We start from the raw sequence: 19,105 nt of genomic DNA on the forward strand, positions 1-19,105 counted from the left end.
CAAGGAGAAAAAATGAAAAAATTTAAATGCTTATATATAGTTCCAACTTTGGCTTTAATTCCAACTGTTGCATTATCAGCAGCATGTGAAAATAATAAACCAAAACCTAACCCAGATAAAGATCAAAAAGAAGACAATCAATACGGGCTTAAAAAACCAGAAAATGTAAGTGAAAAAAGTTTTAATGAACTAATTCAAGAAATTGATAATAATTTAGGAATTATGTTTTTAGCAAAACTTAAATCAAAAGCTGGCGAAATTACTGCTGAAGAGGTTGCAGAAAAACTTAAAAATACAACTTCAAACGAAGAAATTGAGAAAATTTTAGAACCATATGTTCACTTCAAAGTTTTCAAAAAAGAAAATTATGAAGTTAAATTTGACAAAGAAAGCATTAAAGCAGTTGCTGGTGGAGAACTTGTTTTTAAAATTAAAATTACAAGCACAAAAGACAAAAACTTTAATCAAAGTAAAGAATTTAGCATCAATGGATTTAAGTTTGACGCAACTTCAGGAAATGTCGAATTTGAAGGTGCTGGATTAAAAATTCATGGTTCAGTTACACCAAAAGCAAGCAAGGTAAAAAGCTCAGATTTTTGAAAATTAGCAAAAGCTGAAATGGAAAAAGCTGAATACAAAAATGATGTTAAAAAACAAATTGAATTCTTAAAAGAATGAATTTATATAACTGGAAATCTTGATGAAAATTATGATTTCAAAATTGATTGAAAATGACTTCACGACCATGGAGATACTAATGTCCACTTGAAAGTTTCTCACAAATTAAAAACAGAATCTACATGAATTGACACTATGTTTTTTGTCTATGGATTTAACATGGTTTCTAACTTTGCAGGAATTGAAATTCCAACTAAAATTCCAAGCATTGCAAGAGAAATGAGTTCACAACAAATTTTCGAAAAACTATCTTCTGCAAAGGACTTTATCGAATTGAGAGTTGCTCTTACAAAGTACTTAAATGCTAAGTTTGATGATAACATTGTAAAATCATTTGATATTAAATTAAATAAAGAAGAATCAGGCCCACTTGACACAATCAAAATGATTGAAGGAGAAGAAATTTCGCCTGGAGTTGTTGAACAAATTCCAGTTAATTTAGGAGTTAGTGAATACAAATTGCAACTTGTTTTTGATGTTACTGATATTTTAACTGGTGAAACAATTTCAAACAAACCTTCAACAAATCCTTTAGATCCAAAACCTATTGAACTTCATAATTTCAATACTGTATTTAAAATTGGTGCCGCAACTTTAACAACTCAAACTTTCTTAGATTTTCACACTGCAGCATACTCAATAAAACCTGACAAATTCATTAGTGAACTTAAGAAAAAAATATTAGACAATATTGTCGATGAGGCATCAAAACTTCTACCTCTGCTTTCTAAATTTGAAGAAGTTGAAACTAAGATGAATGAGTTAGAAAAAACCTTAACTGGTTTTGAAAATGTTGAAGATTCAAAAGCAAAATTTGATGCTTTCAAAACAGATGGATTATTCAAAGAAAAGGTTGAAGAATTTGTAAATGAACTTAAAACAAAATGTGAAGAATTAAAAAAAGACAATGCTAAAAAAGATAAAGCCGAGGAAATTTTAACTGCCTTAAAAGACTTTGATGAAACTTACAAAACCAACAGTTTATATAAAGAAAAAGTTTACAAACAATATCCAACTTTCTTACCAAAACTTAAAGAAATCAAAACACTTCTTGATGCAGCAATTAAAAATTACCCAACTTCAAAAGATTTAACCAAATTTAAATCTGCAAAAGATAAAATCAAAGTTTTAAACGATGAATTTGATGGTTCATTCTATGTAAGTTTTTATGGTTTAGAAAACGCTATTGAAAATCAAACTTTAGATGAAATTCACAAGTTCGCTGACTTATTTAATAAGTATGCAAAAAACGCTATCGTATTTAATGAAGAAGAAACCAAAAACTTTGAAATCAAAATTAATGTTGATGAACTTAAATCTGAAAGGAAAAAAGCCCACTTTTCAACCTATGTTCATATTTCATTTACAATTAAAAATAAAAAAGATGGAAAAGTTGAAACTTTAAAACTTAAACTTCCTGGTTTTAGTTACTAAATCTTAATTTACAAATTTAGTGAATAATTTAAGTCTAGTTTTACTAGACTTTTTTATTTTGTTCTAACCCTTTCTTAGTTAGGTAAAATAATTTGATAACAAATTGCTTTTTTTGTTAAAATTATAAGAGCCAAATTACGCGATGGACAGGACATAGTGGAAGGGCTATGCTTAGGTTGGTAAAACGCGTTTTACATAATTATTTGAATAACTTTATAAAAAAATGAAAGGATAAAAATGGCTAAATTAGATTTTGACCGTTCAAAACCACACGTTAACATTGGTACAATCGGTCACGTTGACCATGGTAAAACTACTTTAACTGCTGCTATTGCTACAGTTCTAGCTAAAAAAGGTCTTGCAGAAGCTCGTGACTATGCTTCAATCGACAATGCACCTGAAGAAAAAGCTCGTGGTATTACTATTAATACATCACACATTGAATATCAAACAGAAAAACGTCACTATGCACACGTTGACTGTCCAGGACACGCTGACTATGTTAAAAACATGATCACTGGTGCCGCTCAAATGGATGGTGCTATCTTAGTTGTTGCTGCAACCGATGGACCTATGCCTCAAACTCGTGAACACATTCTTCTTGCAAAACAAGTTGGTGTTCCAAAAATTATTGTTTTCCTAAACAAAATCGATATGTTCAAAGACGATGAAAGAGATGAAATCATCGAACTTGTTGAAATGGATGTTCGTTCATTACTTTCAGAATATGGATTTGATGGCGAAAATGCTCCTATTATTGCTGGATCAGCTCTAAAAGCATTACAAGGTGATGCTAAATATGAAGAAAGCATCATGAAATTAATGGAAGCAGTTGACAAATATATAGATGAACCTAAGCGTGAAGTTGACAAACCATTCTTAATGGCTGTTGAAGACGTTTTCACAATTACAGGTCGTGGAACTGTTGCAACTGGTAGAGTTGAACGTGGTGTTCTACAACTTAACGAAGAAGTTGAAATTGTTGGTCTAAAAGAAACCAAAAAAACTGTTGTTACTGGAATTGAAATGTTCAGAAAGAACTTAAAACAAGCTCAAGCTGGAGACAATGCTGGTCTTTTACTACGTGGTATTGACCGTCAAGACATTGAACGTGGACAAGTTTTAGCAAAACCTAAAACAATCGTTCCTCACACCGTTTTCGATGCTACAGTTTATGTTCTTAAAAAAGAAGAAGGTGGACGTCACACTCCTTTCTTCAAAAACTACAAACCTCAATTCTACTTTAGAACAACTGACGTTACCGGTGGAATTGAATTCAAAGCTGGACGTGAAATGGTTATGCCTGGCGACAACGTTGAACTAAAAGTTACTCTAATTGCACCTATCGCAGTTGAAGAAGGTACAAAATTCTCAATCCGTGAAGGTGGAAGAACTGTTGGTGCTGGATCAGTAACCAAAATTATTAAATAGTTTAAAAAGGTGAACTTTGCGTTCGCTTTTTTATTTAAAAATCCAACCTAAGTGCCATTTTTAATAAAAAAATCTAGCAAACTTAATTGCTAGTTTTTTAATTTTCTTCTTCTGACTCATTATCGGTAAAATCATTTGTTTCATCGTCTTCATTCATCTTTTGAAGAAGAAGTTTCTTTTCTTTTTGAGCAACTTTTTTTAATTCAGAAACATCCTCACCTTGTTCTTTATTAAATTTGTCAGCTTGCTTAGTAATTGATTGCACTTTTTTAAGTGCAGATCCAATATGAACTCTTGCTTTTGTTGCTTTGCTAGTAATTGTATTTGAACTTTTCAAAACATCACTTAAATTACTATCAATATAACCAACAGTAGTTTCTAATGATTCTAAAGATGAATAAATTTTTCTCAAATTTTCCTGCATAAAGCTTACATTATTAAACATTCTCAAACTAACAAGCATAGGTTTAAGTAGAGTAGGACCTACTAAAACAATATCTTTTGGCAAGCTTGCATAAAATTCAGATGCTTTTAGGAAAATTGTATTACTTGGTACATACAAAATAGCATAAGGTGTAGTAATTCCAGGCTTAATATATTTTTCTCTAATTGATTTAGCCATTTTAAGCACATCATTTTTAAATTGTTTAAATGCTTTTTCTTGTTCCTCTTTGCTATTTGCATCATTATATTTTTGAAAAGATTCAATAGGAAACTTTGAATCAATAGGAATTAGTAATACTTGTCCGCTTTTTGGATCTTTATGTTTGATTGCAAAATCAACCAATTGATTTTTAACTTCACCATTTTCAACAAGTTCATCAGGATCAAAATTAACATTTTCAGCACTTTTGGTTTTCAAAATATTAACTTGTCTTAAAAGTAAATCATTTGGAATTTCGTCAGCAAGTAAATCTTCAAGTAAAAACTCACCGCCTGTCCCCCTTGTTTTAACTCCTTCAAATAATTTTCTGACTTTAGTTAATTCTTGAGACATAACACCGAACTCATTTAAATTTTTACTTACAGTTGAAATGTCTTCTTTTAAATTTGTAAATGAGTCTGATATTTTTTGTTCAATTTTTGTTCTAAGTTTATCATCAATTTCTTTATTAATTGTTGCAAGGCCCTCAACAATTCTTTTATTGAATTCATCAGATGATTTTTTTATTGTTTCGCTATTAATTTCTTTTAAATTAATAATATCTTTGTTAATTGATTCTTTAAAATCATTTTGTTGCTTAATGTTACTTAATAATAAACTATTGATTTCTTTAAGCTTGTCTTGAAATTTTTCATTAATTTTTTCAATTTCTTTACTTAAAATTTTTGTCATTTCACTTTTAAATGAGCCAAAATTATTATTTGAATTTTCAACAAATTTTGAATTTTGATCAAATAAGGTATTTTCAACCTTTTCAATTCCTATTATTTTTTCTTTAATTTCTTTGATATCAGTGTTTTTACTTATATCAATTTGACCTTTATTTTTTAATGATTTAATGGTTAAAATTAGAAGCAGGCTTAGTGCTATCAGGCATAAGATTGAGACCACAATTAACGCAATTTGCATATCTTCCCTCCTTATTTCTATTTAAAGTATACACAATTTCTTTCACAAAGTTTTCTCAAATTTTTCCTAAAGTTTTCCTGAAGTTTTCTCGAATTTTGAGGCATTTAAAATAAGTGTGATAAAATTTTTTGCAGAAATTTTTGACATAAAAAAACAACATTTTTATGAAATAAGACTTACTAATTTGTAATTGTGTTTAATTTGTTTTAGTCATAAAAATAGTAATAAAAGTGTATTTTTTTAGTATATTAAATTTCTTTATGTTTGATTTTTGTGTGTTTTTTTTATAATTTATAGTGGTTATTAAATATAAATAAATATACTTTTTATTGTATTTAATGATTTGAAATTAATTCCACGAAAGGAAATGAAATGAAATTAAAAAAGACATTATTGGCATCACTAATATGCCTTCCAACTACCGCATTGCTTGTTGCAAGTTGTTCTGCGTTACCTCAACTTAATAATCTTAAACGTTTAATTAAAAAAAGTTCTACTCAAACACTTTTAGAAGGCGTTGACATTGTTATTCATCCCTTACCCGCAGAAGAACTTGAAAATGGTAAAAAACAAATTGCAAGAGAAGATGTTAAAAAATATGAAGAAGTTTTAGAAAAGGCCAAAAGTGTCAAAACTGAAAAAGCAGCGGCCCAAGCTATAAAAGAACTTGAAAATGCTATTCAAAATCTTGAGGCTGCAATTGTTGTAGGAACAAAAGGTGCAGACTCAACAACCCCAAAACTTGATTCATTAAAAACTTATGTTGCCACAGTTACTATTGAAATCTTACTTAAGGATGTAACTAAAGTAGAAAAAGTAAAACCAAAAGAAGAAATTTTGCAAGGTGTAAAACAAATTGCAAACAAAGCAGTTGAAGAATATCGTAAAGTATTAGAAAAAGCTAGTGCATTCAAAGATGAAGGCAAAGCAGATGAAATGAAAAAAGAACTTGAAAAGGCGGTTGAAAAGCTTTTAAGTTCAATTGTTGTAGGAATAAAAACAAAGACAAAGCTTGATCTTTTCAAAGAATATATTGCTTCTGTTGAAGTTAATGCTTTAAAAGCAAATGGAATTTTAAAAGATGTTGAAATAGTAAATGCACCAGTTGAACCAAAAGATCTTCAAAAAGGCAAAAAAGTAATAGAAGAGCAATATGTTACTAAATATGGACAAGAAGTAGAAAAAGCAAAACTTGTTTCAAAAGAAGAAGAAGTTGATAAGGCTAAACAAGACTTACAAGATGCTCTTGCAACTCTTGAAAGTTCAATTGTTGTAGGAATTAAAGAATAAAAAAAAATAGATAATAAATACAGTGACTTTGTTGCTGTATTTTTATTTAAAAAAGCACGAATTTTGCTTATACCACAAAATCAGCAAATCTAAAAAAAAAAAAAAAAATGCAAAATAAATAGAAGTTAAGTTATTTTTAAACCATAAGTAGCCCCTTAATACCATAGGTATTTAAGGGGAGCATTTTTTAATTACTATATTTAAGATTGAATAAAAAAATATTAATAGTATTGATGAACTTATTAACTTATCTTATGACTTACAAGTTTTTGCTACTATGCTAAAATTTGTTTTTTGATAAGTTCGTAGGTCATTTTTTTATTCAATAAAATTTTTTAAAGGAAAAACTTATGTCAAAACCGAAATTTAAGAAATTACTTGTATTATTATCACTTTTACCCGTAACGGTTTTACCTCTTACAAGTATTTCTTTAAGAACTGATAAGCAAAATAAGAATGAAATTCAAAGTGAACTAGTGACAAGCACACGAGCAACTAGGGCAGAGCCACAATGGATTACAGACGCAAAGAAAAAATTAGGTGACATGCTGAAAGATCAGTTTGGAATATTTTGACAATGGCAGGACAGCGACTATTGAATAAAAGAAATAGCTAAAATCGATGGAAACTCAACTTACACTTCAGCTCCTGAAAAAACATTTACCTTTTATTTTAAAAGGTTTGTAGAAAGTTTAGGAATACCAACACCAGATAACCAATATACTTTTATAAATTTTAGAGGTTTCTTGGGTACAACTTCTTCATCAAGAAAAGTTTATGAGATGAAAGCACAAGAAATTTTTGATGCAAACACTATGGCGAAGCCAACATATAGTTGAATATTATCTAATACTCTAGAAACTTCTAGTGATATAGATAGATATTTCAAAGATTTTGAGGAGTTAGTTAATAATTGCAAAATAATCAAATATGTGTCAGATGCCGTATCAAGAATTTTTCACTTTTGGAAATATGATTATTCTAACTTAAAATGAAGTTATAAATATATTGGGTCAACAAAAACAAAACAACATTCTATAGATTGGCGTCACGACGCGGCAAAAGACTATTTAGAAAAAGCACAATCTGATCATTGAGATGCTGTTGTTCCTTTTATAACAGCAACAGATATCGAAATAAATAAGTTATACCCTCATTCAATGGAGCATGACGTTGACATAATCAAAAATGATTTAACTACTTTAAATACAGATAACAAAATTTTTGAGCTGTCTGAGGATCCAGAACTTGAAACATGATTTAACGAATTGATGTCATATACACCTGAATTATCTACTATACAAGATTATAAAAAGAAATACTTTCAATTCTTTTATAAGTACTTAAAAAATATCTATACTGGAGCAGTAAATACTATTGAACCTGTATACATAACGTCTAAGAAATTAGATGATTTAATGTCAAACCTTAATTCTAATATATCGCCATTAACTTATGAACAGGATGGTTGAGGCAGCAAGCAAACAAATTATTCAATGGAAGCAATTCGTCCTTCTTATGTTCCAGACGGAATTGTTACTTATATGATTGACGCAATAACAAAATGACACACTTTAAACTCTTCGATGAAAATACTCAATGATGAATTAACGTTAAATTTAAACTATTACAGCGATTATAAGTTTAATGAAACTTCATATTATGGCATTGCAAATACAAGCTTAAAACAAGAATATGATCTTGCTTTTAATAACTCGCAAAAAATTTATCACAACAGTAATTTAGATTCTGAAGTCATTTTACAGGCAGCAGAATCATTGAAGGCAATTAGAACAAAAATTGCCACATTAGGTGAAATTGATGTTGCTAGAGCTTTAGTTGCAAAAATTGATACTATACCATGAATAAACTCTAATAAAAAAACTGAATACAAAAATCTAATATGAGATGGTACTTCTATTTTGTATAAAGATAATTGAATTAATGTGTGTGCTGATATTCAACAAGACTTTGCAAAAAGTTTAGGAATGGCTCCAATTGATGATTACATTATTCGTTTTGAAAACTATGAGTTTCTTAATGATTCTCAAAAAATTAAAATACAAGAAAAGGCCAATTCTCTTATAACCCAACCAATCGATCCGTTTCTAAGCACCTGAGATTCACGGCTACAATATCATGTATATGAATACCAAGACCGTTCATACATTGCTGCAGTTATGCATTTTTTGTATCAAGAGGTGTATTATGATATTAATGAATTTAGAAACAAAAAACTAAATTATTTATATGCCAATGTAATTGATAAATCAAATTTTGATGTTGAATGACAAAAAGTATTAGAAATTAGCACGATTAATTATACTGAACTTAAAAATATCCAAGATTCTTTATATCCAAAAATTAAAGAAAAAAAGGATGCTTTACAAGGAATATATAAAGTTCGTGAAATGCTTATTGAATCTACTAATAAAATAAAATGAGAAGACCAAACTTGAAAAGAAACAATTATTAGAGACATAATTGGCGATTTGGGTTATGATGAACCAAACGATTGAACAAGCATGATGACATATTGAGAAGATTATGCTGTCCATTCAAGAATTGATAAATTATACATTCACATAACTAATTCATTTAAAGAAAATATTAAGAAAAAAAGTAATTTTGTTAATTTAATTGAAGCTCAAAAAGATAAATTAATAGCATCCATTCCAGCATCCGTGACAAATAACGTTGAGGCAAATTTAAATAATATTGCATATTTAAATGATTTATATGATGAAGCAGGAAAACTTGATAGTGCGATGCTTGATTTAAAAAATGAACGCAATCTTTACCCAACAGTAATCACAACAACAGATTATAAATACGCTTATCCTAGTTTAAAAAAGGCATATGATGATGCATATAATGCCGCAAGTTTCACTGATTACAAAGACAGAGCAGCTGTTATTAAACTACTTAATGACTTAAAAACCGCTAAAGCCAACTTAAATGGAGATGATCTTGAATTAGGTACTGAAAAAGATAAATTAAGAGCAGAAATTAATGCTAGTCAAGACTTACTTGACAATGAAAAAACAGAACTATTGCAAGATGTTGACAACGCTACTGATATTCCTCAATTAATGGCAGTAAGAGAAAAATTTGAAAACAAAGTTACTGCAAATAAACAAATTGTTATTGATACAAAAGCATTATTTAATGATTTCATTAATGCAGTAAACTGAGAAGAAACTACTGTAACTGATGAATGAAAAAATGTAGTTACAACAATTATTAATATTAGAAACTTAGAGTCAGTTAAAACAAGTTTATGAGACACCATTAAAGCTTCAATGCAAACTTCTTTAGTAAATCTTGTTAACTTAAACGATGCTCAAAGACAAGTTTATATTGCAAAAATTCCTCAAACATTAGATTCAAGTTCAAAGAACTTTGCAACAGAATATACTAATGCAAAAGCACTTGATGCGTCAATGCTTGCTTTAAGCGAAGAAAAAGCAAATTATCCAACTGTAATAGCAACTGATAATTACATAAAAGCTGACCAAGCTAAAAAAGAAGCTTATGATCAAGCTTATGCAAATTCAACCTTTACTGACGCTAAAGATAAGGTTGCTGTTGATGCTTTAAAAAATGCTTTAATATCAACTAAAAATGCATTAAATGGTGATGCAAATATTTTAAAGGCAGCAAAAGATGCTTTAACTAAAGAAATTCAAGATCATCCATATCTTGAACCTTCACAAAAAGCAATCTTACTTCCAAAAGTTGCTGCTGCTACAAAACTTGCTGATTTAGATCCTATTAGACAAGAAATGGAAGATTACATTAAATCTAACCTAGATATAATTAAACAAGCATTAAAACAACAAATTAACGACTCAAAATGAACAACACCTAGTGAAAAAACTTCTTTAATTTCTAAAGCTGACGCAATGACTTCTACAACTATTTTACAAACAGTAGAAGAAGTTACAAATGATTTAAAAGTTATGCTTCAAACTCATCTACAAACCCTTGCTAACTTAAACCAAGCTCAAAAAGATGTACTTAAAACTGAAGCAGGTTCATTAACAAAAATTATTGAACTATTTACTCAATATGATAAAGCCATCCAACTCGATGGCACCATGAAGACTTTAAAAGACTTAATCGAAAGTCTAAGAGATGTCTTCAATGAACCTAACTATAAAGAAGCAGAAGAAGCCAAAAAACAATCATTTATGCAAGCTTACCAAGCATTAACCTTTATTGATGGTAAAACTAATGATGAAGTTCTTACTTTAATTCAAAACGCAAACGATGCTAAAAATAATTTAGACGGTCTTGCAAGAGTTCAAGCTGAAAAAGATAAATTAAGAACTGAAATTACCAATGATCTTTACTTAACTTCAGATCAAAAACTAATGCTAGGTGATGAAGTTAATAAAGCAAATACTATGGCTGAAGTTTGAACTGTTAAAAACTTAAAAGACAAATTAAGTTTAGAAAATAAACAAAAACTTAATGCTAAAAAAGAAGCTCTAAAAGCTAAAGTTAATGCCTTAGAAATAATTGAAGCTAGTGCAAAACCTGCAATTATTACAGCAATTGACGATGCAACAATTACAACTATTGATTTTGTTGAACTTGATATAAATGGAAAAATCAAAAATGCCTTTGATTTATTAATAGATTCTCAATTAAACCTAAATCAAGCTCAAAAAGATTTACTAAAAAGTGAAGCTTTACCTGAAAATGCCGCTTCAACTTTAAACGATTTAGTAACTAAAATTAAAGAACTTGAAAAAGCAATGAAAGATCTTGCTGATATAAAATACGCTTACAAAGATGTTAAAACATCAGCACTTTACACTGAAGATGAACAAGAAAGAAAAGAAGCATTTGACAGAGCATATGATGCCTTAACATTCACTGATGCCAAAACCAAACAAGAAGTTGAAACTTTAATTGAAAACGTTAAAGCAGCCAAAAATGCTTTAAAAGGTGTTTCAACTCTTGATCAAGCCAAAAAAGATTTAAAGACTGAAATTGAAAACAATCCTAAATTAAATCCAAGTCAAAAGAGTTACTTTAAAGGTAAAGTTGACGCTGCTTCAAGTTTTGCTGACCTTGATGCAATTAGAAAAGAAATTTCTGATCTTGAAGATTTAGATGCAAGTAAAGCTAAACTAATTACTTTAATTAATCAAACTAAATGACCAGAAAATAGTAAAAAACAAGAATTAATTAAAAAAGTAGAAGCTGCAACTTCACAAAACTTTAATGTTATTAAAGATGAAGTTACTGGCGAACTATTAAGCATTCTAAAAACCTTTGTTCAAGGTTTAACAAATCTAAATAGTTCACAAACTCAACACTTCAAAGACCAACTTAAAACTTTTGGCGAAGTAAAAACAATGAATCAAATCTTTATTGAATCTGAAGCTTTAGATAAAGAAATGAAAATAGTAAATGATTTGATTAATGATTATAAAGACGTTACAACTTTAAGTATTTATCTAGATGATATTCAAGCTAAAAAAGATAGATTTGATATAGCTTACTTAAACTTGAAATTCTCAGAAAACAAAAACAGAGAAGAAGTTATTGCTATTATCAAAGAAGCTCGTGAAGCTAAAGAAGCACTTAACGGTAAATTAAACAATGAACAAGAAAGCTTAGAAGATTTACAAAAACAAATTGCAAGAGCAACAGCTGAAGCTGAAACATTAATTGAAAAAACTCAACCATTGCACAACAATTTAGATATTAAAGCATCTGTTGAAAAATTAAATCAATTAATTTTAGATGGAAAAGATCCAAACAAAATTAATATTGATCTTGTAAATTCAATGAAAAGTGAAATTACAAAATTAAATGAATTAGGAACTGGTGAATTTAATAAAAGAATTGATGAAAAACAATACTTAACTCAAGTTCAAAAAGATTGAACTAAAAAACAATATTTAGTTGCAAAACATTCAATTGACGTTAATACAGTATTAAACAATGCTCATGAACTTGACAACTTAATGAAGATTCTAAAAAGTGAATTTGAAAGCTTATTAACTAAAGAAGAATATGCAAAAACCTTGCCAGGTTACAGTGAAGTTAAACAAAAATCAAAACAATTGCTTGCTCTTGATGGAGAAAAAGACTTGCAACAAGATGATGACCTTAACGACATAAAAGACTTAATTCCAAGAGTAAAAGACCTTAATAAAAAAGCAAGCGATGCAATGCCTGTTCCTTCTAAACAAGATAAAATCTCAGCCTCACTAAGAAATAGTGCAAAAGCTGGACTTGCTCTTAATATTCTTCTATTCCTAGGACTTGCTGCTATTGTTTCAATGCTACTAACAGTGTTCAAAAAATTTAGATAATTAACTATAAAAAACAATTATAAAAAGCGAAGGAAATCTCTTTCGCTTTTTGTTCCCCCCTTTTTTTTCTTTTGCTTTGTTTCTTTAGAAATAACCTTCAGTTCCTTTTTTTCGCAAATCAAAAAAACAAAAAAATATGTGCTTTAAATCTAAAATATGAAATTTTTTTTGCAATTTCTTAAGCAACTAAAAAATAAATACTATTTAAGGATAGTATTTTTGATTTAATGTTTTTGATTGTGAAAATTAATTTTTACAATTATTTTCATTTATCTATATTCAGAAAGGAAATTGTTATGAAATTTAAAAAATTATTCGCAGTAATGGCATTATTTGTTCCAGCAGCAGCACTTATTTCGGCAGGATGCAAGGACGAAAAACCTAAGCCAAAACCAAATCCGGAGCAAACTCCTAAACTAGATGCACTTAAAGCATTTGCAGCAGAAAACACAGACGAAAAATTGAAAGCAAAACACAACTTAACTTTTTTGGCAGTGCCTACAGTAAATGTTGACGACATTAGCAAAGACAAAAAAGTAATGGGTAATGATGATTATCATGTTTATCTAACTGCTTGAAATAAAGCAAATGCAGTAATAAAGGAAGAAGAAGCCGAACAAGCTAAAAAAGATCTTGAAAAAGCAATTGTTGCTTTTGAAGCAGCAATTAAAATTGGTACTGGTTGTTTAGAAGACAGTATTAAATTCTTAGAAAAATATATGAAGGTTGACACACAAAAATTAGTTGAAAAGGCAGCAAATTCATTAATGGGTGCAACTTTTTCTCAAAAAAAATTAATCATCCCTGAAAATCTTAACGGCTCAGTAATTTCAGAAATCGGAGATGGTGCATTTATCAATTTAGAAATTCAACTTGAAGAAATTGAATTTAGAGCAAAAATTACTAAAATTGGAGCGAGTGCATTTTATTACACAACATTAACAAATACAACAGGCAAAATTAATAAATTTGTAGCACCATCATCATTAAAAATTATTGGTTACTCTGCTTTTGGAAATTTTAGATGTGATGAACTAATTCTTCCAAAAGGAGCTAAATTTGACTCTTCATTCCACTTTTTTAGTTCTAAAATTAAACACTTAGTTCTTCCAGATGATTTAACAGCCATTCCTTTTAAGGCATTTCATAATGCTGAAATTGGAGAACTAAAAATCCCTGAAACAGTTACATCAATTGAGCCAGATGCGTTTAAAGACGCAACAATTGAAAAATTGATTGTGAAAAAATCATTATACGATGCAAATAAATCTGAATTTGAGAAAGCTAACAAAATAACAGAAATCGTAAAAGTTGAATAAACAATTCAAAATTAAACTATGCAAGAGATTGTATGGTTTTTTTCTTTTAATTTTTTAGCAAAAAACATTGTTTCAAAGAGTTTTTTTGAAGATTGAAAAAATCAGAAAAAATTTTAAAATTTACAAAAAAGTCTTATGAAAATGTTTGTTTTTGTAAATTTTTATATAAATTAATTAAAAGAATTTAGATTGTTTTATATAAGTGTTTAAATAAAATCAGAAAGGAAATTAAAATGAAATTTAAAAAATTATTCGCTGCAATGGCACTTTTTGTTCCAACAGTAGCACTTATTTCAGCAAGTTGTAAAAATGAAAAACCAAAACCAATTCCAGTTCCAGACCCAACACCAAAACTTGATGAACTTAAAACTTTAATTAATGATTTTAGTGAAGAAAACATTAAGAGCAAACACAAACTTGAAATTTTTGAAGGCGATGCCGTTAATCAAGATGACTTTGAATCTGGCCAAAAAGTAGTAACAAAAAAAGACTATGAAACTTTCAAAGCTGAACTGGAAAAAGCAAAAGCAATAGTAGAAGAAGGCAAAGCTGAAGAAGCTAAAGCTAATCTTAAAAAAGCATTTAAAACTTTAGAGGCAACTCATAAAGTCGGCAATGGCAATCTTCCTAATAGTATTAAATTTATAAATGATAATTTGAAGGTTGAAGGTGGTGTACTAAATGCAAAAGACATATCAATTTTAATTAATGTTGATGAATTACCAAATAAAGCTAAAAAATTAATCATTCCTGAAAAAATAGGAGAAACTGCAATTACCGAACTTGGAGAACAAATTTTCAGCCAACTTGGATTTGAACTTGATGAAATAGAAATTAGAGCGAAAATTAAAATAATTGGACAACGTGCTTTCGCGTTTTCAAAATCAAATATGGGAAAAGTAAATATTAAAAAGTTTATATTACCTAACTCATTAGAAAAAATTGAAAATTCTGCATTTAGTAATTATGTAGGCGGAGAATTAGTAATTCCTACTGGTGTTAAATTTAGTGGACACTATCACTTTATAAATTCAAAAATTACTAAATTGGTACTCCCTGCTGATTTAACAGAAATTGCTCAAGAAGCATTTCATGCAGCTGAAATTCAAGAACTAAAAATTCCTGAAACAGTAACCAAAATTAATTTAGATGCATTTAAGAAAGTAACAATTAATAAATTAATTATTAAACAAACTTTATATGACACCAACAAGGTTGAATTTGATAAAGCAACTCAAATTAAAGAAATTCAATATATTAAATAAGGAGAAAGATCACGCAAAAATTCTTGCGTGGTTTTTTTCTTTCGTCTAGTTAAAAAATTATAGTGTTTAAAATTGGTGGGAATAAGTAAAAAGTAAATTTAAAAAAGGCGAGTATTCTCGCCCTTTTAATTTATTAATAGATTAGAATCTTACTGATAAGCAAGTTAGACCACCATCAATTTTTTTGTATTCTGATGTATCAACTTCAACAATTTTCTTGTATCCGCTTAATTTTTCCAACATTGCCTTAGTTTTTGGATAGTTTGCTGGCATAACAATTGTGCCATTTATGTATAAAACATTAACTGCGTAGTCTTCTTCTTTAGGAATAACGATTTTATTAAATTTATCAAATTCTTTAGTGTGTGCAAATTCACCTGTTACAAGAAGATTATTATTTTCAATATAAGTTGTTCCTGTTTTTAAGTGTAAGAATTCAGTAACTGGAATTGGAACTACTTTCTTGCCTAAAGGTTTTACGATTGCTTCAAATTGTTTAATAGCTTCCATATTGGTTCTTGCACTATTTCCAATATAGTATGTGTCTCCAATTGGAAGTACATCGCCACCGTCCATAAAACCTGGGGCTTTAATATATTTGATTTTATCTTCTGAGAAGTATTTTTTAATTGTAGGTAACATTAAATTCTTTTCCCCATTACGTGATGATGCACCTGGATTAGTTAGAATTGCAAGTTCTCCCGGAATAATAACTACTGGGTCTTCTACGAAGCATGAGTCAGGATATTCTTCAGCTGCTTTAAGTTCAATAACTTTAATGTCTAGACTTTTGAAAGTGTCAATCATGTGTTGAAATTGTTTCATAGCATTGTCATAGTCAGGAATGCCTAATTCAGGGTGTCCTGTAATACCATCGATCAATGATTTACTTGGTCATTTAACAATAAATTGTTTATAAACTGGTTTTTTAGCCATAATATTTGCTCCTTAAATATGTTTTATTTACATTAAAACATATATAAATTATAGAACAATTTATATACGAAATAAGTGAGTGATTCATTATAAATGATTTTCTTTTGTTTTGATCTTTAAAACAGAAAATAAACTTCATTTTTTATGTAAAACCTGATTTTAATTTTGAATTTAATTTGTAATATTTATTATTAATTTCCTAAATTAGGAATGTAGATTTTAATTCATGTTAAAATAAATTAAGTGCCTATTAAGTGACACTATTTTATATTATTATTGAACCAAACTTTTATTTATTACATTATTACTTTAAAGAGATAGATACAATGAAAAATGACAGTAATCAAAATTTCACGTCTAACCGTGGAAATGTCATGATATTAGAACTTATTGATGATATTAGACGCTTATTTGGACTTGAGGTTGCACAAAAATTAAAAAATATTCGTTTTTTCCACGAAGGGTTTCAAAACCTTACTTTTATTGGCAAATATGAAGATTTGTGAGTTCAAATTAGAAAGCCAAAAGGCGTTGTAAAAATAGATTATAGTAATGAAACAAAAGTAGTTTCAATTTTTAAAGATTATCTTTACGCAAAAAATGGATTTTTAATTAAAAAGTGATTTCCCGGACAAGATTTATTTAAGGTTAATATTACTGAAGATATTGAAACATCAATTTTTCAATGTTTGACTAATTTTAGACTATTAAACATTAAGCTTGAACCTTTTGATTGAAAACAATATGATATTAAGGATAAAAGATACAATGAAATTGTCGAAAAATATAAAAATGATCCTTTGGTTCTTTCACATAATAATTTGAAAAGACATAATATTTTAATTAACAAATATGGTTTTATTAAATTAATTGATTTTGAGTATTCAACTTTTAATTCACCTTATGTTGATTTAGTTTCTTTATACTTATTTTTAGGAATAAGTAAGGAAAGAATAATTAAGTATTTCAAGCTTGATGAAGATAAGTTTGAAGATTATGTTTATTTGATCCAAACTTTTAATGAAGAAGTTTATAAACAAGTTTATTCACATGTTAAAACTCCTGATTATAAAATTAATGATTCACTTTCTAAGTTTCATAACAAAGATTACACAATTCAAAGTCGTTTTATTGTTCAAAAATATCACAATGAATGAGATAATCGTTTAACTTTAGATAAAATTAAAGATTTCTATTTTGTACCAATGTGTGTTTATGAAGATAAAGATAGAATTATTTGAAGATGGCTTAACTGTGCTCCTGCTCAAAGTTTATCTTTGAGACAAATTAAAGTTTTAGCAAGAGCGATAAAACTTCTTCATGAATCAAAAGTGAAATTTCCAAGTTATATTTTGAAAGAAAAAACACATTGATATTTAGATAAAGTTAAAAAAGATGTAATGTATAAAGAAATTAGTGAAGAGAGAGTTAAAAAGATTGTTGAGTGAACTGATGCAGTTAAACCAAATGCTAATTGTCATAATAATTTAAGTTTAGAAAATATTTACTTTGCAGATACAATGAGTATTTATATTATTGACTGAGCAGTGGCTTATTATTCTAATAAGTATTTAGATATTGCTTACCTTTTTGAGCATGTTTCAATTAGCAAAGCAATGGAAAATGCATTTTGAAAATCTTATGAAGATAAAGAACCGAAAGATTTTTGGAAATATCGGGTAATTGTGCATTTTACGGCTTACTTATACAATAAAATATTAAATGGTGATTTTACTCAAGCTAGAATTAATCTAAAAAGAATAGATGAACTTTTCGAAACTTTTGAAGGCAAAGAAGATGCAAGAAGCAAATAAGGATAAAAAACAAACTGAACTTGTAGATGTAGCAAACATTGAAAGACCAAGTGAAAAAGAAATTAAGAAGCTTAAAACGAAAAAGAGAGTTTTAACTACTTTTTTAATTGGTGGTATTATTGCTACATTTATTTCAGTCATCGCTATTCCTTTATCTTTGAATAAAAAAGATAAACGTTTAATTAGAATTGCTCAAGAAGATAATACTAGTTCTTTAAATTTAAGAAACACTGAAATTATTGAAACTATTAGTGAAGGAACTGAAGAAAATCCAAAGAAAAGTATTTTGATTATTACTATGGATAAAAAAACAAATATCGCAAACAAAATATTTGCTTTAGAAAGTAAAGAACTAACTACTGGAGTTAATCTTACTTTTACTCCTCCTTTTATTAAAAGAAAAATCACACCTAGATTTAAAGGTCAAGATTTAAATACTTTTTATGATACATATTATGGAAAAGAAAAAGCAAGCTTGTCAGTTAATCATGAAGAGATAGAAACTAACAAGTTAAAAAATGTTGCAACTTTTGATTTAGTTGATTTTTTCACTAAATATCATAAAAGTATTAATAAAAATTTAGTAGGTGTACAACTTCAAGAAAGTTTGAATAAGTTTTTAACTTATACAACTTTTAAACAATTAAGTTCGATTTCAACTAGTTTTACTTTTGTTGGCAAAAAGGACGAAAAGTTTATTTACAATGACATGATGCCAAACTTGTCCGGAATTACAATAATTAATTTTATTCAAGATGTGATTAATCAAATTAAAAGATCAAGATTTTTTAAAAATAAATGGATAAGTTATGAAAGTGAAAAATCAAAGATTGATCCTTATGTTTTAATAAAAGAAGCAAAGTTTAGTTATCTTATTAAAAGTAATGAAGAAATTACAAACATTAGTGATTTAAACTTTGATGCAAAAGTTGTGATTGAAGTTACAAATCCTGATTTTAAAGAGTAGTGATTTACAAAAAGAGAATAAAAGAAAAAGCTAGGCGTTAGCCTAACTTTTTAAATTTGAGAA

10 protein-coding genes are annotated in these 19,105 nt (G+C 28.2%); 8 read left to right on the forward strand and 2 right to left on the reverse strand.

Going from position 1 to position 19,105, the window contains the following annotated elements:
• The first annotated feature begins 12 nt into the window (after nt 1–12).
• On the forward strand, nt 13–2,112 hold the full coding sequence (locus R9C05_RS02270; RefSeq protein WP_121941016.1) for a hypothetical protein: 2,100 nt from the start codon (nt 13–15) through the stop codon (nt 2,110–2,112).
• A 237-nt stretch (nt 2,113–2,349) separates the two neighbouring features.
• Nucleotides 2,350–3,543 carry an elongation factor Tu gene (gene tuf, locus R9C05_RS02275; protein WP_121941015.1) on the forward strand — a complete coding sequence of 398 codons (1,194 nt, stop codon included), beginning with the start codon at nt 2,350–2,352 and terminating at the stop codon, nt 3,541–3,543.
• Nucleotides 3,544–3,640: 97 nt separating this feature from the next.
• On the opposite strand, the gene rmuC is transcribed toward tuf, so the two are convergent.
• Nucleotides 3,641–5,116, reverse strand: coding sequence for a DNA recombination protein RmuC (gene rmuC, locus R9C05_RS02280; RefSeq protein WP_121941014.1), 1,476 nt, complete (start codon nt 5,114–5,116; stop codon nt 3,641–3,643).
• A 372-nt stretch (nt 5,117–5,488) separates the two neighbouring features.
• On the opposite strand from rmuC, the gene R9C05_RS02285 reads away from it, so the two are divergent.
• The 4 genes from R9C05_RS02285 (at nt 5,489) to R9C05_RS02300 (ending at nt 15,325) form a co-directional block, all read left to right on the forward strand.
• Nucleotides 5,489–6,406, forward strand: a complete 918-nt coding sequence (locus R9C05_RS02285) for a hypothetical protein (RefSeq protein ID WP_121941013.1) — start codon at nt 5,489–5,491, stop codon at nt 6,404–6,406.
• A 350-nt stretch (nt 6,407–6,756) separates the two neighbouring features.
• Nucleotides 6,757–12,741 carry a hypothetical protein gene (locus R9C05_RS02290; protein ID WP_318613903.1) on the forward strand — a complete coding sequence of 1,995 codons (5,985 nt, stop codon included), beginning with the start codon at nt 6,757–6,759 and terminating at the stop codon, nt 12,739–12,741.
• Nucleotides 12,742–13,037: 296 nt separating this feature from the next.
• On the forward strand, nt 13,038–14,060 hold the full coding sequence (locus R9C05_RS02295; RefSeq protein WP_170141525.1) for a leucine-rich repeat domain-containing protein: 1,023 nt from the start codon (nt 13,038–13,040) through the stop codon (nt 14,058–14,060).
• A gap of 233 nt (nt 14,061–14,293) precedes the next feature.
• Nucleotides 14,294–15,325, forward strand: coding sequence for a leucine-rich repeat protein (locus R9C05_RS02300; protein ID WP_318613904.1), 1,032 nt, complete (start codon nt 14,294–14,296; stop codon nt 15,323–15,325).
• A 141-nt stretch (nt 15,326–15,466) separates the two neighbouring features.
• Here the strand turns inward: R9C05_RS02300 and R9C05_RS02305 are convergent, their stop codons facing one another.
• Nucleotides 15,467–16,261: a dimethylarginine dimethylaminohydrolase family protein gene (locus R9C05_RS02305; RefSeq protein WP_121940788.1), complete on the reverse strand. Its 795-nt coding sequence runs from the start codon at nt 16,259–16,261 to the stop codon at nt 15,467–15,469.
• Nucleotides 16,262–16,587: 326 nt separating this feature from the next.
• Between R9C05_RS02305 and R9C05_RS02310 the strand changes: the two genes are divergently transcribed.
• Complete coding sequence (locus R9C05_RS02310; protein ID WP_277870184.1) at nt 16,588–18,075, forward strand: phosphotransferase family protein; 1,488 nt, start codon at nt 16,588–16,590, stop codon at nt 18,073–18,075.
• Entirely contained in the window at nt 18,026–19,042 is a 1,017-nt protein-coding gene (locus R9C05_RS02315) for a hypothetical protein (RefSeq protein ID WP_318613906.1), read from the forward strand. Before R9C05_RS02310 ends, R9C05_RS02315 begins: the two co-directional genes overlap by 50 nt.
• Nucleotides 19,043–19,105 lie beyond the last annotated feature (63 nt).

Source organism: Metamycoplasma subdolum (assembly GCF_033546815.1).
Classification (GTDB): Bacteria; Bacillota_I; Bacilli_A; order Mycoplasmatales; family Metamycoplasmataceae; genus Metamycoplasma; species Metamycoplasma subdolum.